This is a genomic window from Xanthomonas vasicola pv. musacearum NCPPB 4379, from assembly GCF_000277895.2.
In the GTDB taxonomy this organism is placed as follows: Bacteria; Pseudomonadota; Gammaproteobacteria; order Xanthomonadales; family Xanthomonadaceae; genus Xanthomonas; species Xanthomonas vasicola.
On sequence record NZ_CP034655.1, the window covers coordinates 810298 to 833625 of the forward strand.

At 63.5% G+C, this 23328-nt stretch carries 14 protein-coding genes, 1 other RNA gene and 2 pseudogenes; 8 read left to right on the forward strand and 9 right to left on the reverse strand.

The window, feature by feature from the left end:
• Window positions 1-1890 (reverse strand): poly-beta-1,6-N-acetyl-D-glucosamine N-deacetylase PgaB, encoded by a 1890-nt coding sequence (gene pgaB, locus KWO_RS03760; protein ID WP_010376295.1) that lies wholly within the window; start codon window positions 1888-1890, stop codon window positions 1-3.
• A gap of 10 nt (window positions 1891-1900) precedes the next feature.
• On the reverse strand, window positions 1901-3943 hold the full coding sequence (gene pgaA, locus KWO_RS03765; RefSeq protein ID WP_010368182.1) for a poly-beta-1,6 N-acetyl-D-glucosamine export porin PgaA: 2043 nt from the start codon (window positions 3941-3943) through the stop codon (window positions 1901-1903).
• Window positions 3944-4367: 424 nt separating this feature from the next.
• On the opposite strand from pgaA, the pseudogene KWO_RS03770 reads away from it, so the two are divergent.
• Together KWO_RS03770 and KWO_RS03775 are read left to right on the forward strand one after the other, a co-directional pair.
• A pseudogene (locus KWO_RS03770) lies at window positions 4368-4856 on the forward strand (TonB-dependent receptor domain-containing protein); the annotation flags it as partial.
• A gap of 103 nt (window positions 4857-4959) precedes the next feature.
• Window positions 4960-5035, forward strand: a non-coding RNA gene (locus KWO_RS03775) — sX9 sRNA.
• A 147-nt stretch (window positions 5036-5182) separates the two neighbouring features.
• Here KWO_RS03775 and KWO_RS03780 read toward each other — a convergent pair.
• Window positions 5183-6415 (reverse strand): multifunctional CCA addition/repair protein, encoded by a 1233-nt coding sequence (locus KWO_RS03780; protein WP_010376299.1) that lies wholly within the window; start codon window positions 6413-6415, stop codon window positions 5183-5185.
• 350 nt (window positions 6416-6765) lie between these two features.
• Complete coding sequence (locus tag KWO_RS03785) at window positions 6766-8739, reverse strand: transglycosylase SLT domain-containing protein (RefSeq protein WP_017113747.1); 1974 nt, start codon at window positions 8737-8739, stop codon at window positions 6766-6768.
• Between the two features lie 256 nt (window positions 8740-8995).
• Between KWO_RS03785 and KWO_RS03790 the strand changes: the two genes are divergently transcribed.
• The gene (locus KWO_RS03790) at window positions 8996-11875 is read left to right on the forward strand and encodes a TonB-dependent receptor plug domain-containing protein (RefSeq protein WP_010368173.1); all 2880 of its coding nucleotides are present in this window, start codon (window positions 8996-8998) and stop codon (window positions 11873-11875) included.
• Between the two features lie 348 nt (window positions 11876-12223).
• A protein-coding gene (locus KWO_RS03800; RefSeq protein WP_113622305.1) for an IS5 family transposase occupies window positions 12224-13170 on the forward strand; the annotation gives its coding sequence in 2 pieces (ribosomal slippage) (window positions 12224-12293 and window positions 12293-13170; 948 coding nt in all).
• A gap of 225 nt (window positions 13171-13395) precedes the next feature.
• Here the strand turns inward: KWO_RS03800 and KWO_RS03810 are convergent.
• From KWO_RS03810 to KWO_RS03825, 4 genes are all read right to left on the reverse strand, one after another.
• Window positions 13396-16230: a valine--tRNA ligase gene (locus tag KWO_RS03810; protein ID WP_010378062.1), complete on the reverse strand. Its 2835-nt coding sequence runs from the start codon at window positions 16228-16230 to the stop codon at window positions 13396-13398.
• 213 nt (window positions 16231-16443) lie between these two features.
• Complete coding sequence (locus tag KWO_RS03815; protein WP_003490202.1) at window positions 16444-16869, reverse strand: DNA polymerase III subunit chi; 426 nt, start codon at window positions 16867-16869, stop codon at window positions 16444-16446.
• A 163-nt stretch (window positions 16870-17032) separates the two neighbouring features.
• On the reverse strand, window positions 17033-17224 hold the full coding sequence (locus tag KWO_RS22880) for a hypothetical protein (RefSeq protein WP_227479784.1): 192 nt from the start codon (window positions 17222-17224) through the stop codon (window positions 17033-17035).
• Window positions 17224-18696, reverse strand: coding sequence for a leucyl aminopeptidase (locus KWO_RS03825; protein WP_010367806.1), 1473 nt, complete (start codon window positions 18694-18696; stop codon window positions 17224-17226). The genes KWO_RS22880 and KWO_RS03825 overlap by 1 nt, the downstream gene beginning before the upstream one ends.
• A 107-nt stretch (window positions 18697-18803) precedes the next feature.
• Between KWO_RS03825 and lptF the strand changes: the two genes are divergently transcribed.
• The 3 genes and pseudogenes from lptF to KWO_RS23525 all read left to right on the forward strand — a co-directional run bounded on the left by lptF (window position 18804) and on the right by KWO_RS23525 (window position 21299).
• Window positions 18804-19886, forward strand: a complete 1083-nt coding sequence (gene lptF, locus KWO_RS03830) for an LPS export ABC transporter permease LptF (protein WP_010367805.1) — start codon at window positions 18804-18806, stop codon at window positions 19884-19886.
• Complete coding sequence (gene lptG, locus KWO_RS03835; RefSeq protein WP_017113276.1) at window positions 19835-20989, forward strand: LPS export ABC transporter permease LptG; 1155 nt, start codon at window positions 19835-19837, stop codon at window positions 20987-20989. Before lptF ends, lptG begins: the two co-directional genes overlap by 52 nt.
• Before the next feature lie 4 nt (window positions 20990-20993).
• Window positions 20994-21299 (forward strand): annotated as a pseudogene (locus KWO_RS23525) (hypothetical protein).
• Window positions 21300-21411: 112 nt separating this feature from the next.
• Here KWO_RS23525 and KWO_RS03840 read toward each other — a convergent pair.
• Window positions 21412-21879 (reverse strand): RDD family protein, encoded by a 468-nt coding sequence (locus tag KWO_RS03840; RefSeq protein WP_017113275.1) that lies wholly within the window; start codon window positions 21877-21879, stop codon window positions 21412-21414.
• A 432-nt stretch (window positions 21880-22311) separates the two neighbouring features.
• Between KWO_RS03840 and xerD the strand changes: the two genes are divergently transcribed.
• Window positions 22312-23283 (forward strand): site-specific tyrosine recombinase XerD, encoded by a 972-nt coding sequence (gene xerD / locus KWO_RS03845; protein WP_010367796.1) that lies wholly within the window; start codon window positions 22312-22314, stop codon window positions 23281-23283.
• Window positions 23284-23328: the final 45 nt, after the last annotated feature.

Sequence of the window (23328 nt, forward strand, 5' to 3'; positions counted from 1 at the left end):
TCACTTGTCCGGGTAAGGGAAGTTGCGTGCGGACATCGCCGCGCGTGCGTCCTCCGTCGACGGCCTGTTGCCGATGAAGTCATCCGGATACCACGCAAAATGGCGCACGCCCTGCGACTGCAGGCGGTGGATCTGCGCGATCAGGCGCTCCCCGCCGATCGGCGTCTGGGTGTGCCAGTCCACCGTCTGCAGTTCGAACAGGGTGTGTTTCATTTCCGGGTCTTGCGTACGGACGGCCGCCACCAGAGTGTCCAGCCAGCGTTCCGGGTCGTGGCTGCCTTCCATCCACGGCATGGCCATCAGGGCGGTACGGTCATAGGCCCGGTTGAACAGATCCAGGCGTTGGGCGAACCAGGCGGCGCTCTGCGGTTGCAGGACCGGTTGTGCGTAAAGATTGCGCACCGTGCCCAGCTTCGGCCGCCAGCGTTGCGCGCTGTCGCGCAGTTCCATAGTGAAGTCGATCAGTGCCTGGGTGCGGAGACCGTCGTGGCCTTCCTGCGGTAACTGCGGTAATTCGGTGTCGCGCAGGTAGCCATCGTCATGGAACAAAATGCCTTCCATGTACGAGTTGATGGCCAGGTCTTCGTAGATGTCCTTGATGATCTGCCGCGCCTGCGGGTTGGTGAAATCCAGGCGGTACATGCCGTCGCGTTCGGTACTGTGGATGCGCAGTGCCTCGCGTTGCTTCAGGTCGGGCAGTTCATAGCCCAGCACCGGCAGCCAGGCATAGACCTTCACTCCGGCACGGGTCTTCAACTGCCAGGCGACGCGATTGAACAGATCCTCGCGCATCGGCATGTGCCGGTTGGGAAAGTACAGCGCACTGGCGGTGTTGTTACCGTCCGGATCGGCGAAGGCCTGCAGATAGACGTGGGTCGGGCCGATGCGTTTGACCCTGTCGATCAGCGTGTCCAGGTTGCGGGCCTGCTGCGCCGGATCGCTGTCGTAGAGCGAATCGAGATCGATCTGCAACGCGCGGGTTCCATCCAGCGCAGGGTTGCGACGTAGTTCGAACGCCAGTCCTGTCACGGTCGGATTGTTGGTCACCAGCAGGCGCGCCAGGCCATGCAGGTCGTGAGTGACCGGCGTGCTACGGCCTTCCAGATCGAAGGAGACCGGCATGCCGAGTTGCTCGGCGATGTCGTTGCTCATCTGGTTGTAGGCCGCATATGGCCACACGATCGCCCGTGGGCGCACGCCAAGCTTATGCTGGATGCGTTGCACGCTGCGGCCGAGGTCCTGGCGCAGGCGCTCGGCGTATTGCCCGACGTCCTCGTAACGTTGTGTCGTGGAGTCGTAGATCCGGGTATTCACCGCCGGTGCCTGGTTACCGTACGGATTGGACTGCACCCCGTGATGCAGGTTGTCGGTATGGCTGGCCACTTCGATCAGGCCGCTGGCCAGCATCTCGCGCAATTGGTCCCAGGTGAGGAAATCGTCGTGGCCGAACGGGCGGTACCCATAGTCGATGGTGCGATCAGGCGCCATGTCCACGTAGTCGGTGATGACCGCCACCAGCGCCGGATAGTGATAGGCGCGCAGTAGCGGATAGACGCGGGTGTACATGCTGCGCAGGCCGTCGTCGAAGGTGAGCAGCACCGCCCGCGGCGGCAGTGTGGCTTTGCCCTGCGAGGCCTTGATCAGTTGCGAGAGCGAAATGGGGTGGTAGTCGTGCGCCGACAGCCAGTCCAGGTGCGCGGCGAAGTTCTGGGTGCTGACTGCAAAGGCATCGGCATCGGCCTTCTCGCGCACATCGTCGCGGATGTCGTGGTAGCTCAAGACCAGCAGGCCATTGTCGACGGCATCCGGGTCGACCGGCGACTTGGCCTGCACGGGCAGGATCGACATCAGCAGACCCAACACAAGTACGCGCATCAGATTGCGAAGCATTATTTCCATCTCACTCTCCCCAGTGCATTGCGGCATCGACGCCGAGATGACGTTCGCGCCGGCCGTCATAGACCGGACGTGACCAACTCGCACCGTATTCAAATGTCCGGCCCTGGCCCAGCTGCCATTCGTGGCGATAGGCCACGCTGGGAATCAGCGAGCTGCCGTAGCGCTGCTGCCAGTAGTCTCCCACCGAGACGGTCAGGCGCTGGCGGAAGCCGCGTTCGTAGTGGCGCCATAGCTGCTGGTTGAGGCGCAGACCGAGCTCCATCGAGCGGTCCTGCGAAGGGTTGAAATAGGGCGCATCATCGCGACTGCCGCGGCTGGCGTAGACGCTGCCCAGGCCATCGATGAGCAGGCGTGGCTGGCTCAGTAGCCGCTGCTCTATGGCGCTGCTGATGGTGTCGCGGCGGTTGCCGTCGTCGTAACGGAACTGACTGCCGCCCAGCCGCCAGTGCATGCGTTCGTCCCGGGTGTAGTCCAGGGCCAGCGCCACACTGTCGGCGGTGATGCCCGAAATGCGCGCCTGCATGGAGGCTTCGGCATCGTTGCGTGCGGCGGCCATGCGGGCATGCCACTGGTCGTTGAACTGCCAGCCAACACTGGCGCGCAGGCCGGTCTGTCCGATGTTGTCGCCGGGATGCGCCATGGCGGCTTCGGCATCAATGTGACCGAAGCGATAGCGCACGCCGCCACTGAGCCACAAGGGCGCGATGTAGCGGTTCTGAAAGGTGACAGAGCGCCGATCGGCAGAGGCGAACAGACGCCAGCGGTCGTCCAGGATCGGCGAGTCCGCTTCCATGCTGTAGTGCTGGTCGTTATTGCCCAATGGCGCGTTCCCGCCGCCGCTCGAACTGTGGCTGCCTTCGGCGGCGGCCTGTAGTTGCCAGCCACCGTGGGCGCGCCAGTCGCGGTCCATGTGCAGCACGGAAGGCTGGTTGGGATAGCGGGCGAGCAGGCTGTCGTGCAGGGGGCGGGCCAGGTCGTCACGCTGCAATTGGATATAGGATTCGTACATGCCGACGCGTGGCGATACATCGCGCGGGTCCAGCGTGTAGGCCATCTGATGCCGTTCCAGCGCCCGGCGTGGCCAACCACGCATCTGATACACACTGCCCAGTGCGGTCTGCAGGCCGCCGTTGCCGGGGCCGACCGCCAGCAGGCCTTCCAGCGCCCGCTGCGCGGTGGGCAGGTCGCCGCTGTAGGCGTGGATCATGGCCATGTTCAGGTCGGCTTCGTAACGGGCCCAGTTGGCATAGCGGCTCTTGCCGCCGCCCCAGCGCCACGCTGGCTCGTCCTTCTGCCAGGATTGCAGGTAGTCGATTGCTTTTTCCGCCTGTTCGGTCTCCAGGTAGGCGTAGACAAGCTGCGAGCGTGACTGGGAGCGCCCCGGTTCGTTCTTCAGGACGGTTTTCAGCAGTGGGATCGCTTCGGCCGGTTGCCGGGTCGCCATCGTCGAATCGCTCACCGCCGGCAGCACATAGTCGGGGAGGGGATGGCCTTCCCGTTGCAGGGCGTTTGCTTCGTCACGCACTTGGGAATGCCTGCCCAGACGGTTGAGTAGGATCAGGCGATCCATGCGGATGCGCAGGGGTATCTGTGCCGGCGGGCGGGCCTCGCGCTGCACGTACTGCTCCATCTGCGCCAGTGCGTCTTCGGCCTCGGTCAGACGGGTGTCTTCGCTCTCGCCATAGGCCAGACTCCAGTTCACCAGCTTGGCCAGATAGTTCGACTCCAGGTGCGCTTTCTGGTCCTGGTCAAACAGGTCCGGGCGCGCCTTGCACAACTGCCAGGCGAGCCAGGCATTGCCGATGTCGCTCAGCGTCAGCGTCTGCAGCTTGTACAGCAGGGCGTCGTCGGATTGTTCCGATTGGGCTCGCTCGATCGCGGCGAGTGCGTCGATCCAGCGAGCCTGATCGCGGTAACGGCTGATCTCGGCAAGCCGGTCGGCACGCGACGCGCCGAGGCTTGAGGTGGCTGCGTGTCCCCCGGGCGTAACCGTGGCGCATGTCAGGCATACGCAGACAGCGAGGGGGAATTTTCTGACAGTCATGAAGATTCCGAGCGTCGCTATCTTGCGAATTGAAGGACGGGAGAGAAGCAACATATATGCCAGTTGCGACATTCCACTGTTCATCGCGCTTTTCGCCCGCTGTCGCATCGAATACGGCGGTGTTGCGCCATATTTTTGTCGTTCACGGCCTTCGATTCGAACTGGCGATGACCGTGGTGGGGCCTTGTGACCGTTTTCTGTCGCAGGTGGTGATTTCGGGGCGACGCATGCCGGGCATGAGGCGCGTCAGGTTCTGACCTGCTGTGTCATTCGTTGCCGGTTCTGTGGAGAGGCAGGCAACGCAGCATCATTTCGCGGATCGTGCGCAAGGGGGGCGAGCGTAGCGATGCGCGCACCCAGGTCCAGCTTGCAAGTATGGGCAAGCTGTGCGTTCGCTTCGTCTGCATGCAGGCACCTGGCCGGATATCGCAACGCCACCGGCGGTTTGAGCACGTATCAGACATCGGTGCCCACCAACGCCGGCGATGCCAAGGTGCGCGGTGTCGCGCTCACTCTGCAGCACAATTTCGGCACTGGCTTCGGCGTGGTGGCCAACTACACCTATTCCGATTCCAAGACCGATGGCGACTACAGCCTGCCGTACAACTCGCGCAATGCGTACAACATCAGCCCGTACTACGAGCAAGGCAAGTGGAGCGCGCGGGTGAATCTGGGCTGGCGTTCCGAATACTTCACCGAGATCGGCCGGCTCAACGGGCAGCAGATGACCGATGCGTTTACGCAAGTGGATGCATCATTCGGTTACCAGGCCACCGAGCGCTTGCGGGTTGCGCTGGAAGCCACCAACCTGCTGGATGAAACCTACTTCAGCTACATCGGCAACAAGAACCAGCCGTACTACATCTACAAGAACGGTCGCTCTTTCATGCTGAGTCTGAATTTCAAGCTGTGATGAATGCTCGGGCGGCTGCGTGAGTGCAGCCGCCCTTTATTCAAAGTAGCGAATAAAACCACCGCGTAACCGACAGGCAGGTGCGGTCGTTCCAGCAGACGGCAGGTGGCACTCGTGCACGGCGGCACGACTACGCCGCCTGCACACAGCCGGCAACGTATCGCTACGTTTTGCCGGCCGCACTTAATGGCGGACATGCCACGCCAGCCAAGATTCCTGATTTTGATCGGAGTGATTTCTCACCAGCGCAGATTGCTGGAATAACGGTGTTCTTGGCGCTCTCGCATCAACGTCGTGTCACTGCATCGGTTGCGCAATGCATTTGGCTATGTGCCGGTCTTTCGCGCTGCTGCAATTGCCGCGACACGTGCCTTCGTCAGCGCCTCGCCGATCTGTGGCCCTTGCAACCCCTCGGCTGCCAGATCACGCGCATTGATCGCCAGCGCGGCGGCGTGCAGTCGTTTGAGTTCTTCGCCTTGCGGATACGCTGCCTCTTCACTGCCAAGGCGTCCACGTTTGTCGGCTTCGCACACCAATGCCAGCTGCGCGATACGCTCCGGCCGGCGGAACGCATCGCAGCGCACCAGCAACTCGTGCACGGTGCGGTCGCTTAGCTCGGGCAGGCGATGCACATTCAAGTGTTCACGGCAGGCGATGACGGCAAGTTGCCGATGGTCCTGAGGCACCTTGAGCCGCTCGCACAGCGCCTGCAATGGCGCGACGCCGCGTTGCTCATGCATGACATGGCGCGGCCATTCCTCTGGCGGCGTGAGTGCCTTGCCCAGGTCATGAGTCAGTGCGGCAAAGCCCACCAGCGCATCCCCAGGCGCGATGCGCGCCGCCATGTCGCTGACCATTTCCTGGTGAATGCCGGTATCCACTTCCGGATGGAATTCAGCGCGCTGCGGTACGCCGTACAGCGCATCGATTTCCGGCAGGATGACGCGCAGTGCAGCGGTGTCGTGCAGCGTGCGCAGCAACGCCGACGGCTGTGCGCAGGTCAATGCGCGCCGCAGCTCCTGCCAGACACGCTCCGGCACCAAACTATCCAATTCGCCGCTGGCAGCCATTTCCCGCATTAGCGCTGCAGTTTCCGGCGCGATGGTGAAGCCCAGCGGCGCGAGCCGTGCCATGAAGCGCGCTGCACGCAACACGCGCACGGGATCTTCGACAAACGCCGGGCCGACATGCCGCAATACGCGCGCCTGCAGATCGCGTACACCGTTGTACGGGTCGAACAACTCGCCCGTGTCTTCGTCACGCGCGATCGCGTTGATGGTGAAATCGCGGCGCAGCAGATCCTCTTCCAGCGTCACCGACGGATCGGCATCCACCACAAATCCACGATATCCGCGGCCGGACTTGCGCTCTGTGCGTGCCAGTGCGTACTCCTCGCCGCTGCGCGGGTGCAGAAACACCGGGAAATCCTTACCGACCGGTTTGAATCCCTGCGCTTCCATCTGCGCCTGATCGGCACCGACCACCACCCAGTCGCGGTCGCCAGCGGGCTGACCAAGCAATGCATCGCGGACTGCGCCGCCAACGAGATAGATCTTCATCAGCACATGATGCCCGATGCGGCATCCATACCGCGTAAGGTCCGGCGACGGTGGTTGGGCGAAGACCGGATGAATTGGTCGGTATGCCTGTTCGCAGTCAGGGCATAACGGACAGTGTTGGTGTAGCTGCATGTCCTATGAGCCTGCCAAGTCAAGCAGAGCAACCGAAGAGATTTTAAGAAAACTGCCAACTCACTTTCTGGTGCGGTGTGCTTGCCGATTGCCGGACCGATGGCGGCATGCATGCCGCCATCGAGCCTACGGGGATGGATTTACGGCGTGTCCCGCGAGCGGCAAGGGCATCGCGCACTCGATCAAATCCAGCGGCCGTGCACGTTGCCTGACGTGGCTCAATCCTGCGCCACATTATTCGCAGCCTGGCCGGGAGTGCACACCGGCTTGAGGCGCTTGTCCACCAGCTTGCCCATCAGTCGGTCGCTCAGCGGCAGCATGTCGCCGTTGAGGCGCCAGTCGTAGATCACGCTGAAGGCCAACACGCGCGCGACATATTCGCGAGTTTCCTTGTAGCTGATGGTTTCGATCCAGAAATCCGGATCGAAATTTGGGCGTTGCGACTGCCAGCGCCCGGTGGGTCCTGGACCTGCGTTGTAGGCGGCGATGGTGAGATAGGGTAGCCCGTAGGTGTTGAGCAACTGGCGCAGATACGCCGTGCCAATGGCGATGTTGGTGTCTGGCTCGTACAGGCTGGTAGCGCCGGCATAGCCGGGCAGGGCGATGCCCTTGGCGACGGCCGCGCCGGTACCAGGCAACACCTGCATCAGGCCCATTGCGTTGGCCGGTGAGCGCGCGCGCGGATTGAAAATGCTTTCGGCACGAATTTCTCCGGCCACCCAGGCCGGGTCGATCGCGTTCTTGGCGGCTTCGCGGCGAATGGTGTCGTCGTGGTGCAGTGGGAAGCGCAGCGAATAGAGACGTTGTTCGTCCGGCTGCTTGCCGAGCGCGAACACCGCGCGGTCGAACCAACCGTTGTCACTGGCCACTTCCACTGCCAGACGGCGTTGGGTGTCGTCGAAGCGGGTGGCGGCATCGTTCCACTCGGCCACGGCCCAGCCGGGACGGTCGATCTGGAACAAGGCAATTGCACGGATCAAGGCCGGGTCGCGTGCAACGGCCGCTTTCGCTTGCGGGCTGTCGTTGGGCTCCCACGGGCACAACCGGTACGGCTGCTGCAGGCGGTCGGCAGCCAGGAAGCCGTAGAAGGTCGGCGATTGCGCAGCGGCGCGGTACAGCGGCTGTGCGGCCGCGGCAGCGCCGGTCTTTTCGGCGAGGCGCGCTTCGAAATACTGCCAACGCGAATCGCTGCGCTGACTTGCTGGCATCTTGCGAATCGCAGCCAACGCGGCTGGCCAGTCGCCGCGCGACATCGCCTCGCGTGCGCGCCATTCGTGCAGGCGCTCGTCGTAGGACCCATCTGGCACGGCGTTGAGCCGACGTGCCGAATCCGGCAGATACGAGGCGACGGTCCACAACGCGATCTGATACAGCACCTGCCCGCGCTGCGCCTCACTGAAACCGAGCGCACTGGCGAGCTGCGGCAACTGCTGTTCGGCAGCATCCGGATCGCTCTTGGCCAGCTTGGCCAGACCATCGACCGCGATGCGGCGGCTGCGTTCGGTCTTCGGCCAGCTCAGTGCACGCGGGTGCACCTTGTCCAGAAACGCAGCGTAATCGGTGGCCAGCGCCAGATCGGTGGCGGGCAGGCCGCGAGCAGCCGTGCGCATGACCGCAGGCAGCTGCGCATCGGCAGCAGCCTCCACGCGCTCCCAGCGCAGCGCGGGAGTGAGTTCGCCACGCGATTCCAGCCCGGCAACCACCGCGTCGCAGGCATCGGGCAGCGCCTTGCCGTTGCGCCACAGCGTCAGCGCATCGCGGCTCCACTGCGCATCGGCCTTGCCAGTGGCCAGGCGCGCGGTCAGCTGTGCACAGCGCAGGCCGAGGTTGTCGGTGGACTTCCAATAGGCCAGCAGTGTGTTCCAGTCCTGCCGACGCGCCACTGCCGGCAACCAGGTGCTGCGGAAGCTCTCGGCCACCGGTTGGCCGGCATAGCGCTGTAGAAACCCCTGCGCCTGCGCATTGGAGACGGTGTCGATGTTGCGCTTGAGCGTCGCAAATTCCAGCCATCCATACAGCGGGTGGCGGCTCAATGCAGCGAGCTGAACGGCATCGCTCTGGCCGCGCTCTGCGGCCGCGATGGCATCGCGCATGGCAGTCAGTTGCGGGTCGAGCGTTTGCGCACGCAGCGCAGTTCTGCCAAAGCACAGCAGGCAGATGAAAACAGTGGCGAGGCGGGGGGCGTAAGTCATGGTGCAATGATAGCGAAGCACGCCTGAACCCCGAGTGAATACGCATCGCGGGCCTGATGGCGACGCTGCACTCGTTTACATGCGCGGTACGTCAAACACGCACGTGCATGCAGAGGGCACGCCGTGGTCACTATTGCGACACGAGCGCGCTGCTGCATCGCTAGTTGCAGCACGTTAATGTTTCGTTTAAGAATTGGCGCGGACCGCCGGCACGGGGGCGTGCGGACACTCGAAAATCCTTCTGGAGAGAGAAAGGATGAAGCGTCTGATTGGCCCTTATCGTTCATGCTTGGCTGTGCAGTTGTCATTGTGTCTGATTCCCGCACTCGCCTGGGCGCAACCGCCTGAGGCCGCACCGAGCACGCGCACTCTCGACAGCGTGCAGGTCACCGGCACGCGCATCAAAACCGCCGAATTGCAGGGCCAGGTGCCGATCCAGACGCTCAACCGCGCCGACATCGAACGCACCGGCCTGACCTCCATCGGCGAAGTGCTGCAGGAGCTCACCGCGTCCGGTTCGGCGCTCAACGCCAAATTCAATTCGTCCGGCAACTTCGGCTTTCCACCCGATGGCGGCGGCGTGGGCGCCGGCTCGGCGCAGGTGGATCTGCGCCATCTCGGTTCCAAGCGCGTGCTGGTCTTGGTCGATGGCATTCGCTGGGTCAATGAATCCTCCGCGTCCGGTGTGGGTTCGTCGACCGATCTCAACACCATTCCGCTGGCGATCGTGGAGCGCATCGAAGTGCTCGAAGACGGCGCTTCGTCGTTGTACGGCTCCGATGCGATTGCCGGTGTGGTCAACATCATTACCCGTCGCAGCTTCGACGGTGCGCAAGTCACGCTCAACTACGGGCAATACGGCAAGGGCGATGGCGCCAATCAGGGCATGGATCTGGCCTGGGGCAAAAGTGGAGAGAATTTCAGCCTGTTTTTGGGCGCAAGCTATGTCAAACAGGATCCGATCTATGCGCGCGATCGTGCGCAGGCCCGCTTCCCGATTCCTGGTACCGGGCTGACCTTCGCCAGCTCGGCAACGCCGGATGGCCGCTTCCAGTTCGTCGATCCCAACACCGGCGTGCGCCAGAGCCTCACGCCCAATGCCGGGGTGGGCACACCGCAATACGATGGCAGCGGCGGTTGCACGCGCAGCGACGACTATCACTGCTTCGGCACCGCAGACCGCTACAACTTCGCCGAGCAGAATCTGTTGCTGACACCGTCCGAGCGCAAGGGCGTGTTCGCGCAGTTCCGCTACTATTTCAATGACGACGTGCAGTGGTACGTCAAGGCGTTGGGCAACCGGCGCGAATCGACCAACCAGGCCGCACCGGAGCCCATCTTCCTCGGGCCCGATGCCGGCACCGGCAACCCGCTGGCCGACAACATCGTGATCTCCGCGCTCAACCCGTTCAACCCGTTCGGATTCGATCTGGATTCGGCCACCAATCTGATCCAGATCGGTCGCAGGCCGGTGGAAGGCGGACCGCGGCGTTACGAGCAACAGGTCGATACGCAGTATTTCGGCACCGGCCTGGTCGGCACGTTCGAAGGCGCAGGGCGAACCTGGTTCTGGGACGTCAACGGCATGTACAGCAAGAACAAGGCCGAGCAGACCAACTACGGCAGCTACAACCTCTACAACATCAACCTGGCGCTCGGCGACCCGACTGGCTGCGCGGCCGTGGCCGGCTGCGTGCCGTTGGATATTTTCAGTGGCGCCGGCAGCATCACGCCGGAGATGTTGCGCTGGATCCAGCCGGTGGTGCGCGACCGCAGCCAGAACGAATTGAGCCTGTTTACCGCCAACCTCAGCAGCGAGTTGTTCCAGTTGCCGGGCGGTGCGGTGTCGTTTGCCAGCGGGTACGAATACCGCAAGTACGAAGGTTCTTATCAACCCGATCCGCTCACCGTGGCCGGGCGTTACAACGGCGTGCCATCGTTGCCCACCTCGGGCAGCTACGACGTTAACGAGGCGTATCTCGAGCTCAATATTCCGATCTTTGCCAACGCGTCATTGGGCGACAAGCTGGATTTGAATATTGCCGGGCGCTATTCGGACTATTCGACATTCGGCGGCGAGTTCACGCCGAAGTATGGTCTGCGTTGGCAGGTCACCGATGAGTTGGTGTTGCGCACCAGTTATGCAGAAGGGTTCCGTGCGCCGACCATCGGCGAGTTGTTCGGTTCGGCAGCGCGTGCGGACTTGCAGCTGTCGGATCCTTGCTCGATCGGTCTGGGCGGCACCGCGCCGCGTGGCAGTGCGGCCAACTGTGCGGCGCTCGGCGTGCCTGCTGGCTATCAGCAGGCCAATCAGCAGATCTCGGTTACCACAGGCGGTAACGAGCAACTGGATCCGGAGCGTTCGCGCAGTTTCAGTGCGGGTTTGGTCTTCAGCCCTGGCTTTACAAGCAATGCCAGTTGGTCCGATCGCCTCGATCTGGAGGTGACGTTCTATCGCCATCATGTGGATGGTGCGATCCAGGCGATCAATGCGCAGACCCAGCTGGATCTGTGCGTGGATACGCTGGATACCTTGTACTGCACTGGCATCGGGCGGGCATCCACCGGTGGCATCAATGCCTTCAACAATCGGCTGACCAATCTGGGCTCGATCAAGACCGACGGTTGGGACGTGGATCTGTTCTGGACCCTGCCGGAAACCGCGTTCGGGCGCTTCAAGCTGTCCTGGCAGAACACTTTGGTGGGCCGTTACGAGGCGCTAGGCGCAGCAGGTCAGCGGCAGCCGCAAGGGCCGGGTATCGAGGTGGTCGACAGCGCAATTCCGGAATGGACCAGCCACGCGGTCCTGGATTGGTCGCTGGGCAACTGGACGGCATCGTGGACCGCGCGGCACATCTCCAAGCTCACCGAGCAATGCGGCGACGCGGTGGAGTTTGCGGTGTGTTCGGATCCGTCGGTGGGCACCAACCGGTTGGATGCGATTACCTATCACGATGCGCAAGTGGGCTATCGCTTCGATTGGCTCAAAGGTCTGCAACTCACCGCCGGCTTGAACAACGTGTTCGATAACGATCCGCCGATTTGCCTGTCGTGCTCTCTCAATGGCTACGACGCATCCACCTACGACATCCCCGGTGGACGGTTCTGGTATGCGCGTGTGGATTTGAAGTTCTAGCCCAATAGCGCTTCCATAGCGGACAGATGCGATGAATTGGGCAAAGGGCATTGGCGCTGCGACTTTACGGCAAGGCCCTCGCCCGCCCACCACCGCAGGACACGCCGCAAGTACGTCCTTTAGGCTCCTTGGCGGCATCCATGCCAAGGGTCCCGCGACGGTGAGCGGGCAAGGACCAGTGGAGATAGTCGGTGTTTATGCGGCAAGCACTGCATTACGTGCTTCTGACTCGCTAGCACGCATGTCGTTCTGTGATACGAACCATTATCCCCTGAGAGACGCTAAGGAAGGTCTGATCAACGCACCACAGATACGCGACACTACCCGCCTCATGTTGAGGAGTGATCCATGCAACTGACGTTCGGTGACGCGGAGGGCCTGGGCAAGCGCAAGCAGACCCGGCGGGAGATCTTCCTGGCGAGATGGTGCAGGTCGTTCCGTGGCAGCAACTGCTCGGGCTGATCGCGCCGCACTATCCGGTGTCGGGGCGGCCAGGGCGGCAGCAATACGCCCTGGCAACGATGTTGCGGATTCATCTGCTGCAGCAGTGGTATGCGTTGAGCGATCCGGCGATGGAAGAAGCGCTGCACGAGATTCCGACCTTACGGCGATTTGCCCAGCTCTGCGGGTTGGACGACATTCCCGACGCGACCACGATTCTCAACTTTCGGCGTCTGCTGGAGACCCATGGCCTTGCCGCGCGGATGCTGGAAGCGGTCAACGCGCATCTGGCGCGCACGGGCCAGAGCCTGCGGTCGGGCACGATCGTCAATGCGACGCTGATCGCTGCGCCCAGTTCGACCAAGAACGCCGATCACGCGCGCGACCCTGAGAGGCATCAGACCAGCAAGGGCAATCAGTGGTCTTTCGGGATGAAGGCGCACATCGGCGTGGATGAGTTTTCCGGGCTGGTGCACCACGTCCATTGCACAGCGGCCAATGTCGCCGATGTCACGGTGATGCACACGTTGCTGCATGGCAAAGAAGACAGCGTGTTCGGCGACAGCGGCGACACCGGTGCAGACAAACGCGAAGAGCTGCAGGACTGCGAAGCAGCATTCTTCATCGCCGCCAGGCCCTCGACGATCCAAGGCATCGGCAGCAAGCGCGAGCGTGCCCGGGAACAACGTTGGGAACACTTCAAGGCCAGCGTGCGCGCGAAGGTGGAGCATCCCTTCCGGGTGATCAAGCGCCAATTCGGCTACACCAAGGTCCGCTATCGCGGCTTGGCCAAGAACACCACACACGTGCTGACCTTGTTAGCGCTCTCCAATCTGTGGATGAAGCCAAAGTAGTTGCTGCCGGCTATGGGGAGCGTGCGCTTATAGACCGGGGAATTCCCACGCAAAGCGCCAGAAATGGCGAAATTCCGAAGCTCCAAACGCCCCTCTTCGGAACGATGCGACATCCCGCCATCCCAGGCCTCGTTGTTCAGACCTTCCCTAGGGACGGTGTCACGGCGTGTCCCGCGAGCGGCGAGGGCACCGCGCCCTCGACACGCTAGCAGCCGATTAACTGCCTCAGATCTTCGCGCGCTGCTCGCGCAAGCCGGTCAGTTGCGTGGTCCAGTCATTCAAGCGCGCACGCTCCTGCTCAACCACTGCTGCTGGTGCGTTCTGCACAAAGGTGGCGCTGCTGAGTTTGCCGTTGCACTTGCCGATCTCGCCTTCCACGCGTTTGATTTCCTTGTCGAGGCGAGTGCGTTCGGCATCCATGTCGACCAGGCCTTCCAGCGGCACCAGCAACGTGAGTTCTCCGACGATGGCGGCGGCCGACGGCGGTGTGTCCTGGCCTGCTTCAAGCCAATCGATGGTTTCCAGCTTGAGCAAGAACGACAGCTGCGAGGCGAAGCGGGCGACACGCGGGCGGTCGTCAGCGGTGCCGGCTTGCAGCAGCAGGCGCACCTGCTTGGAAGGCGGCACGTTCAACTCGCTGCGCACGCGGCGCAGTGCCGACACCATCGACTTGAGCCATTCGACATCGGCTTCGGCAGTGGCATAGCCACTGGTATCGACATCGCCAACCTGCGGGAAGCGCTGCAACGAAATCGTGGCGGTGGTGATACCCAGGCGCGGTGCGACCTGCTGCCACAACTCTTCGGTGACAAACGGGGTGAGCGGGTGCAACAGGCGCAGCAACGACTCCAGCACATACAGCAGGGTGTGGCGGGTGCTGGCGGCAGCGTCGGCATCCTGATTATTGAGCGCAGGCTTGGCCAGCTCCACGAACCAGTCGCAGAATGCATTCCAGGCAAATTCGTACAACGATTGCGCGAGCAGGTCGAAGCGGTAGTTGGCGTAATGCGCGTGGGTTTCTGCGGTGACCTTGTCCAGGCGCGCCAGAATCCACTTCTCTGTTTCGGTGCGCGGCTGCGGCACGCCGGTAAAGCGCGCGCCTTCGGTATTCATCAGCACAAAGCGCGTGGCGTTCCACAGCTTGTTGCAGAAGTTCTTGTAGCCCTCGGCGCGGCCCAGATCGAACTTGATGTCGCGGCCATGCGTGGCGAGTGCGGCGATGGTGAAGCGCAGCGCGTCTGCACCGTGGGCGATGATGCCGTCCGGGAACTCTTTGCGCGTGGCTTTTTCGATCTTCTCGGCCATGCGCGGCTGCATCAAGCCATTGGTGCGCTTTGCGACCAAGGCTTCAATGCTGATGCCGTCGATGATGTCCAACGGATCGAGCACGTTGCCCTTGGACTTGGACATCTTCTGGCCCTGCGCATCGCGGATCAGGCCGGTGATGTAGACGTCGCGGAACGGCACTTGGCCGGTGAAGCTGTCGGTGGCCATGATCATGCGCGCCACCCAGAAGAAGATGATGTCGAAACCGGTGACCAGCACCGACGACGGCAGATAGCGCTCGAAACCGCGCTCGGCCATCGCTTGCGCATCCGGCCAGCCCAGTGTGGAGAATGGCCACAGCTGCGAGGAAAACCAGGTTTCCAGCACGTCGCTGTCTTGATGCAACGCCACCTGGGCAGCCAAGCCATGCTTGGCGCGCACCTCGGCTTCGTCGTGGCCAACATAGCAACGCCCAGCATCGTCGAACCACGCCGGAATGCGATGGCCCCACCACAGCTGACGGCTGATGCACCAATCCTGGATGTTTTCCATCCAGTGGCGATAGGTATTGATCCAATTCGGCGGCACGAATTTGATCTGGCCGCTCTCGACCAGTTCCAGCCCGCGCTTGGCCAGCGCATCCATCTTCACGAACCACTGGTCGGTAAGGTAAGGCTCGATCACCTGGCCGGTGCGATCGCCGCGCGGCACCTGCAGTTTGTGTGGTTTGGTTTCCACCAAGATGCCCAGGTCTTCCAGCTCGGACAGCACCAGCTTGCGCGCGTCGTAACGATCCAGGCCGCGGTAGCGCTCCGGTGCGTTGTCGTTGATGGTGGCAGTGACGGTGAACAAGTTGATCAACGGCAAGTCATGCCGCACACCCACCTGGTAATCGTTGAAATCGTGCGCAGGCGTGACCTTGACTACGCCGGTGCCGAAGGCGCGGTCGACATAATCGTCGGTGATCACCGGCACGTGCCGGCCGGTCAGCGGCAGCACGATGCGGGCGTTATGCAGCGTGAGATAACGCGCATCTTCCGGGTGCACCATCACGGCGGTGTCGCCCAGCATGGTTTCCGGGCGCGTGGTGGCCACCACCAGATAATCGCGGGTCTCGCGCAGCGTCTCGTTGCCTTCGGCGTCGTGCTCGACGTGTTCGTAGTTGACGCCATCGGCCAGTGGGTAGCGAATCGACCACAGAAAGCCGTCTTCTTCGACGTTTTCCACTTCCAGATCGGAGATCGCGGTCTTCAGCACCGGGTCCCAGTTGACCAGGCGTTGGCCGCGGTAAATCAGGCCTTGCTCGTACCAGCGCACGAACGCTTCGTTGACCGCGGCCGACGGCTGCGGGTCCATGGTGAAGGTGCTGCGCGACCAATCGCTGGAAGTGCCCAGCCGGCGCATCTGGCGTTCGATGGTGTCGCCGGATTCGGCCTTCCATTCCCACACCTTGGCGATGAAGCCCTCGCGCCCCAGCGAATCGCGCGTGTGTCCCTTGCCTTCCAGCGCCAGATTGCGCGACACCACCATCTCGGTGGCGATGCCGGCATGGTCGGTGCCCACCTGCCACAAGGTGTCGTACCCGCGCATGCGGTGATAGCGCACCAACGCATCCATCAGCGTCTGCTGAAACGCATGGCCCATGTGCAGCGTGCCGGTGACATTGGGTGGCGGTAGCAGCACGGTGTACGTCTCACCCTTGCCGGACGGTACGAAATAACCGGCCGCCTCCCACTGCGCATACAGGCGCGATTCGAAGGAAGAGGGGTCGTAGCTGGAGGCGAGGGTGGTCATAGAAGGGTGGGATTCGTTATTCGTTATTCGTTATTCGGGATTTGTTGCGTCATGGGGCCTGTGGTGATCACTGGCAACCCACGCATCAATGGCAGCGATGTTGCTGTGGAACGGAGGGTGGCGATGTCGGATTCTTCGCTGGCTGCAGCCTGTGGATGCGCGCAAACCTGCTGTGACGAATCCCCAATCCCAACTCCCCAATCCAGGCCGCACTCACATGTCGTACTTGGTCAGTTCCAGGCCCAGGGCCTTGTACTGTTTCCAGCGTTCGCGCAGCGGTTCGCGGGCGGCGGGGTCGGCCGGTACCACTTCGAGCACGCGGTCGCAGGCGCCCAGATATGGGTCGTCGCGCAGGTTGATCACCAGCGGGCGCGAGGGGGCGGCGAACTCGGGGGCGGCGATCAGCACCGGCGCCAGTTCGTCTTCCTCATCGGTGCCGGCGATCTGGTGCGGCACGTAGGCTTCGTCGTCGAACGCCCACAGCAGGTCGTCCAGCGCCTCGGCCTGCTCCGCGTCGCGGGCCAGGATCAGCGTAGACAGGTTGGCGTCGTTGGCCTTGCGCGCCAGCTCGCAGACCAGCCGCAGCGGTTCGTTGAGGAAGCGCGGCTTGGCGATCAGGTAGAAGTCGGCACGGGGCATCAGGCGGTCACAAAGCGAGAGGAGAGCAAGAATTCGGTGGGGACGCCGGCGGCTGCGAACAGGCCAGCACAGCCGAGTATGGCTAACAGCAGGCCGCCGAATGCACGCAGGCGGCGCCTGGGCGGGCCCGAACGGTACAGATACACCGGCAGGAACAATGCGGCTAACGCCACGATGCCGATATTATCCAGGCCGGCCGGCGGCTGTTGGCCGCCAGCCACACAAACAACAGCCGCAGCTGCACGACGATCCAGAGCAGATCGATGCCCGTGCTGGTCCAGCCCGGCACCGCGCTGGCTGCTCCGTTCACGACGGAGAAGCCGGCAATCGGCCCCGGTGCCGCGTGTGGCGACATCAGACGGCGCGGTCCAGCAACCACTGCGTCAGCAGGCCGACCGGGCGACCGGTGGCCATGCCGCGCTTGCCTTCTTCGCTGGCCACGCCGGCGATGTCCAGATGCGCCCAGCGCTGGTTTTCGGTGAAGCGCGACAGGAAGCAGCCGGCAGTAATGGCGCCACCCCAGCGGCCGCCGATGTTGTAGACGTCGGCGAAGGTGGAATCCAGCAGGCCCTGGTATTCGTCCCACAGCGGCAGACGCCAGGCGCGGTCGAACACGTGCTCGCCGGCGCTGAGCAGCTCATTGGCCAGATCGTCGTGCTTGCTCATCAGGCCGGCGGTCTGGTGACCCAACGCCACCATGCAGGCACCGGTCAGCGTGGCCACGTCCACCAGCGCTTCGGGGTTGAAGCGTTCTGCGTAGGTCAGCGCATCGCACAGGATCAGGCGGCCTTCGGCGTCGGTATTCCCGACCTCGATGGTCTTGCCCGACATGCTGGTGATCACGTCCGAGGGGCGATAGGCATTGCCGTCGATGGCGTTTTCCACCGCCGGCACCACCACCACCAGGTTGATCGGCAGCTCGGCCTTGACCGTGGCCACGAAAGTGCCGATGACGTTGGCGCCACCGCACATGTCGTACTTCATTTCCTCGATGCCGCCTTGCGTCTTGAGGTTGACGCCGCCGGTATCGAAGGTGATGCCCTTGCCGACCAGCACGTACGGGCGCGCGTCGCCGCCGCCGTTCCACTTCAGCACGATCAGCCGTGGGCGGTTGGCCGAGCCGCGTGCCACCGAGAGCAGCGAGCCCATGCCCAGCGCTTCCATCTGCGCCTCGTCCAGGATTTCGGCTTCGGCGCCCGGGAACTTGCCGGCAAAGGCGGCGGCGGTGTCGGCCAGGTAGGCCGGGGTGCAGTAGTTCGGCGGCAGGTTGCCCAGCTCGCGGGCGAACTCCACGCCTTCGGCGGTGGCCACGCCCACGGCGAGTGCGCGGGCGTCGTCGCCAGCGATTGCCAGGGTGGTCAGACCGGTCTCGTCGATCTTCTTCTTGCCCAGCGTGGCGGTGTAGCGGTAGGCCGCATGGTCGCTGACGGTGATCGCCTGGCGGATGTTCCAGGCGGTATCGCGGGCCTTGACGGTGAGTTCGGTCAGGGTGAGCAGGGCGGTGCCGACCGCCCCGGTCTTCAGCGCGCGGGTCGCATCGCCGATGGCCTTGAGGTAGGGCGCCACGCCGAACTTGTTGGCTTCGCCCAGGCCGACCACCAGCACGCGCGGCGCGGTGATGCCGGGCAGGTCGTGCAGTAGGGTGGTGCTGCCGGTCTTGCCGGCCACGTCGCCGCGCGCTACCAGGGCCGTCAAACGGCCCTGGCTGGCGCTGTCCAGCGCCTGTGCCGCGGGCGAAAGGGTCTTGTCGGCGAACACGCCAACCACGATGCAGTCGACGGCAGCGCTTGCCGGCGCGTCTTGGTTCAGGGTGAATTGCAGGGCCATTGATCAGATTCCGTAGGCAAATCCGTACAATCGCGGGCTGTTTACGCCAACCGAACTAGGCTGGCGGCGCCGCGAACGAATCTGAGAGTTTAAAACAAGCCCACCCCATGCCGAAGCTCGATCGATACCTGCTTAGCGATTTCACCCAGAGCTTCCTGGCCACCTTGATCGTGCTGCTGGTCGTCAGCGTCGGCGGTGTGCTGGTCGATATCCTCGGCAATATCGCCGATGGCCGCATCCCGGCGCGCTTGCTGCTCTCGCAAGTGGGGCTGCAATTCGTGGCCTACCTGCCCATCATCTTGCCGCTGGCGCTGATGCTCGGCCTGCTATTGGCGCTGGCGCGGCTGTACCGCGATTCAGAAATGGCCGTCATTACTGCGATTGGTGTCGGCCCCAAGCGCATGTTGCGGCCGATGCTGATGCTGGTGGTGCCGGTGGTGGTGGTCATCGGGCTGTGCTCGCTGTGGCTGGGCCCGTGGGCCAGCCGCACCGCCGAGGCGATGCTGGAAGATGCCAACCGCAGCGTGCTGATGGCCGGACTGGAATCGGGCCAGTTCACGCCATTGTCCGGCGGTGGCGTGGTGTACATGCAGACGATCTCTGCTGACGGCAAGGGCCTGGGCAAGGTCTTCATGCAGCGGCAGCAGAACGACCGCATCAATGTGGTCACCGCCGACCGCGGTGCCATGTTCTTTGAAGGCAAGACCGACCGTTACCTGCGCCTGGACGATGGCTACCGTACCGAGGGCCCGGCCGGCGGCGCGACCTTGGACTATCGCTTGATGAAGTTCGCCAGCAGCGACATCGCCTTGCCCGACCGCACCCGCGTGCACGATGCCAACGACCCGGAAGTGATGTGGACCACCCAGTTGCTGTCCGACGAGCGCCCCACCGCGCGTGCCCAACTGCATGAGCGCCTGGCGCCGCCATTGCTGGCACTGGCGTTTGCATTGCTGACCTTGCCGCTGTCGCGCAGCGCACCGCGGCAGCAGCGCTACGGCCGGATCATGCTGGCGTTCCTGGCCTACATGGTCGGCACCAATCTGATGATCGTCGGCACCCAGTGGATCGCTAACGGCAAGACCCCGGCGGCGCTGGGCCTGTGGTGGCTGACGCTGCCGCTGCTGGCAGTGGCGGTATGGGCCTATGCGCGCGATGGCCGCGTGCGTCGGCCGAGGGCGCGCGCATGAAGCTGACGCCGCGGGTCCATGATTGGTATGTCGGCCGGGTGGTGCTGTCCACCGTGCTGCTGACCTGGGCGGTGCTGCTGGGGCTGGACCTGGTCAACGCTTTCGCCAGCGAGGCCAAGAACATCGGCCAGGGCAGCTACACCTTCGGCCATGCGGTGGCTTACGTGGCCTATACCGTGCCGCGCCGGGCCTACACCCTGTTTCCCACTGCGGCAGTGATTGGCGCGCTGATGGGCCTGGGTCAGTTGGCCGCCACTTCCGAGCTGACGGCGCTGCGTGCGCTGGGCGTGTCGCGCAAACGCATGTCCGCCTCCGTCGTCGCAGCGATGGCGCTGCTGACTGCCAGCATGGTGATCAGTGGCGAAACCATCGGGCCGTGGGCGCAGAACCAGGCCGACACGCTCAAGGCCAGTGCGCGCTACAACAGCGATATGGCGTCTTCGCGCTATTCCGGCCTGTGGGCACGTGAGGGCAACACCTTCCTCAACGCCTTGAGTGGTGAAGAGAAGCTGCTCGACGGCGGCGGTACCGCCCTGGATCTGCACGATGTGCGGCTTTACCACCTCGACCCTAGCGGCAGGATGCAGCAGCTCACCTACGCGTCAGTGGCCGAGCACCGCGACGGCCGTTGGACCTTGCGCCAGGTACGTCGCGATACCTTTCAGGAACGCTCGGTGCAGCGCGAAACCTTCCCCGAATTGCCGTGGCAATCGCAGCTGAATCCGGCAGCGCTGGCGGCCGGTCTGGCCAAACCGCGCAATCTGTCCGCGCATGATCTGGAGCAGAGCATCGAATACCGCCGCCGCAATGGATTGGACGCGCGCGATTACGAAGATCAGTACTGGAGCCGTTGGTTCTACCCGGTCAATGTGCTGGCGCTGTGCATGGCGGCAATTCCGTTCTCGTTCGGTTCGTTGCGGAGCGGCGGTTTGGGCAAGCGTCTGTTCCTGGGCATCCTGTTTGCGCTGGGCTTCTGGCTGCTGCAGCTGTTCTTCGGCCGCATGGCTGGCGCGCTCAAGCTCGATTACCGCATCGCTTATGCGCTACCGCCGATGGTGATGCTGGGTGTGTCGGCGTGGTTGTTCCGCAGGCGAAGTAGCTGACCGCATGCGGCGGGTGAGCATCGTGGGTGTCGTGCTCTGCCTGCTTTAGCTGGCTGGCGGTGACTGCTTTGTGCATGTGGGGAGCGCTCAGCGCTAAGGGCGATTCCAAGGGCCACATCGTTCTGCTGCAATTGCCATTGACGCTTCAGCTTGCCGCCTGGATGTCCTAGGCGCTGATGCTTTTGGTTAACCAACATGCCTTGGGCGACATGCTATGCGTTGCTGGTTCCGCCATTGCTAGCGGTCCTGCCTGCGTTTGGGCATGCAGTTCAGTGGGTTAATTGCGCGCCCCTTCGCGGGCGCAAAATAAGCTGCAGCCTTGTTTGGTCGCCTACGCTAGTTTCGTCGCACTCAGGCGCATTTCGTATGCATTGAGCATGCGGGGATGATCGATATTCAGGGAGGGGGTGCTGCTGACCTGATTACGTCAAGGGCCTGGCAGTTCGCTCCAACCGGGTCCCACTCGCACGGTCGTGCCAGGTCAGCCGGTCGCGATCCAGCCACGCCCACCAGAATCCCAGCCCGCCCAGCCCCAGCGACAAGGTGCCCACGGCGTAGCGAATCCACAGCGCACGCCATGAGGCCTGTGGATCGATCAGGCGCAGCCGCCACGGGCGCATGCCCAGCGTCTGTCCGCCGCGGCGCCAGCTCACGGTGGCGTAGACCCCGGCGGCGATCCAGCAGCACAGCCACAACAGCCATTGCCAGCTGCTGAAGGGTGCGATGTTTTCGCGTGCTGGGTGCCCGGCGAAGGTAAAGCCCAGCGTGAAGACGGTGGAGATCAGCATCGACAGCGCCAGCACTGGCCAGGCGTCGTAACACATCGCCAGCAACCGCCAGCCCACCAGAGCAGGGGCGCGTGCTATGCGGGGCGAAGAGAGCGAGGTCATGGCGCGAGCATAACGGTCGCCAAGCACGGTGCAACGCCGCGCTGCGGTAGCCACGCTCTGGGTGTTTGCTCGCGCTGATGCGTTCGCTGCGTCGGCTGGAGTCAATCGGCGCATGTCCACGCCCAGGGCTTCTTGTTGTGGCATCAATGCGGTGGGTGGACCGCTGCATTTCCGATGGACCATTCGCGTTTGCGTCTTGTCTGCCTGATCGCGGCCTCACGCGCACGCATACTTTCTTCTGCTGCGCACGTCATGCGATGCACGCAAGAGGAAGCACGCAAAAAGCCCCTGCGTGCGGATGGCATGGCCTGGTCACAAATAACACTGGTGTGCAGCCCACTTGCCACAATGCAGCGCGCCCAAGCCTGCCGCGTACCGGCGATTCGCAACGCGTTGTCTCGCAAAGCGCGCGCCACGTTCTATGCTGTGGCGATGTCTGCCAGCAGCCCCGCCGAACGCCGCCAACTTGCCCAGCAGCTACCGCCGCTGCAGGCGGCCGATGCCGGTGTGATCGAGCGTTTCCTCGACCGGTTTTGGGCCGAGCAAGGCGTGGCGCGGCAGACGCTGGAGAGCTATCGGCGCGATCTGGAAGGGCTGGCGCGCTGGCGCGCTGGCGCCGGTGGTGGCTTGCTCGGTATCGACCGCGCGGCACTGTTCGACTATTTACGCTTGCGTGCCAAGGCCAATTACTCTCCACGCAGCACGGCGCGGCTGCTGTCGACCTTGCGTGCGTTCTATGGGTTGTGTCTGCGCGATGGCATGCGCAGCGACGACCCGACAGCATTGATCGACCCGCCACAGTTGCCGCGCTCGCTGCCCAAGGCGTTGACCGAGAGCCAGATCGAGGCGCTGCTGGCCGCCCCCGAGGTGGATACCCCGGCGGGCCTGCGCGACCGCGCCATGCTGGAGCTGATGTACGCCGCGGGCCTGCGTGTGAGCGAGCTGGTCAACCTGCCGGCGGTTGGGGTGAATTTGCGTCAGGGCGTGTTGCGGGTGACCGGCAAGGGCAGCAAGGACCGGCTGGTGCCGCTGGGTGAGGAATCCCAGCACTGGCTGGAGCGTTATCTGCGCGGGGCGCGCCCGCTGCTGGCCGCGAACAAGCCGGTGGCGGCCGTGGACGGGCAGGTGCCGTTGTTCATTGACGCCGCCCGCCAACCGCTCAGCCGTCAGCAATTCTGGGCCTTGGTCAAACGCTACGCCGCGGTGGCCGGCATCGACCCGGCAACGGTCAGCCCGCATGGGTTGCGCCACAGCTTTGCCACCCATCTGCTCAACCACGGCGCCGACCTGCGCGCGCTGCAGATGCTGCTGGGCCACAGCTCATTGTCGACCACTCAAATCTATACGCTGGTGGCGCGCCAGCATCTGCAGAAGCTGCACGCTAGCCATCATCCGCGTGGTTAGTCCGCGCGCGTTTGACCAGCCGCGCGTGGACGCACTGATGATGCG

What these genes read in the sequence shown, in the direction of transcription:
- pgaB (WP_010376295.1), bottom strand. Translation starts at nt 1,890, where the DNA reads ATGCTTCGCAATCTGATGCGCGTACTTGTGTTGGGTCTGCTGATGTCG.
- pgaA (WP_010368182.1), bottom strand. Translation starts at nt 3,943, where the DNA reads ATGACTGTCAGAAAATTCCCCCTCGCTGTCTGCGTATGCCTGACATGC.
- KWO_RS03780 (WP_010376299.1), bottom strand. Translation starts at nt 6,415, where the DNA reads ATGAAGATCTATCTCGTTGGCGGCGCAGTCCGCGATGCATTGCTTGGT.
- KWO_RS03785 (WP_017113747.1), bottom strand. Translation starts at nt 8,739, where the DNA reads ATGACTTACGCCCCCCGCCTCGCCACTGTTTTCATCTGCCTGCTGTGC.
- KWO_RS03790 (WP_010368173.1), top strand. Translation starts at nt 8,996, where the DNA reads ATGAAGCGTCTGATTGGCCCTTATCGTTCATGCTTGGCTGTGCAGTTG.
- KWO_RS03810 (WP_010378062.1), bottom strand. Translation starts at nt 16,230, where the DNA reads ATGACCACCCTCGCCTCCAGCTACGACCCCTCTTCCTTCGAATCGCGC.
- KWO_RS03815 (WP_003490202.1), bottom strand. Translation starts at nt 16,869, where the DNA reads ATGCCCCGTGCCGACTTCTACCTGATCGCCAAGCCGCGCTTCCTCAAC.
- KWO_RS22880 (WP_227479784.1), bottom strand. Translation starts at nt 17,224, where the DNA reads ATGTCGCCACACGCGGCACCGGGGCCGATTGCCGGCTTCTCCGTCGTG.
- KWO_RS03825 (WP_010367806.1), bottom strand. Translation starts at nt 18,696, where the DNA reads ATGGCCCTGCAATTCACCCTGAACCAAGACGCGCCGGCAAGCGCTGCC.
- lptF (WP_010367805.1), top strand. Translation starts at nt 18,804, where the DNA reads ATGCCGAAGCTCGATCGATACCTGCTTAGCGATTTCACCCAGAGCTTC.
- lptG (WP_017113276.1), top strand. Translation starts at nt 19,835, where the DNA reads ATGGGCCTATGCGCGCGATGGCCGCGTGCGTCGGCCGAGGGCGCGCGC.
- KWO_RS03840 (WP_017113275.1), bottom strand. Translation starts at nt 21,879, where the DNA reads ATGACCTCGCTCTCTTCGCCCCGCATAGCACGCGCCCCTGCTCTGGTG.
- xerD (WP_010367796.1), top strand. Translation starts at nt 22,312, where the DNA reads ATGTCTGCCAGCAGCCCCGCCGAACGCCGCCAACTTGCCCAGCAGCTA.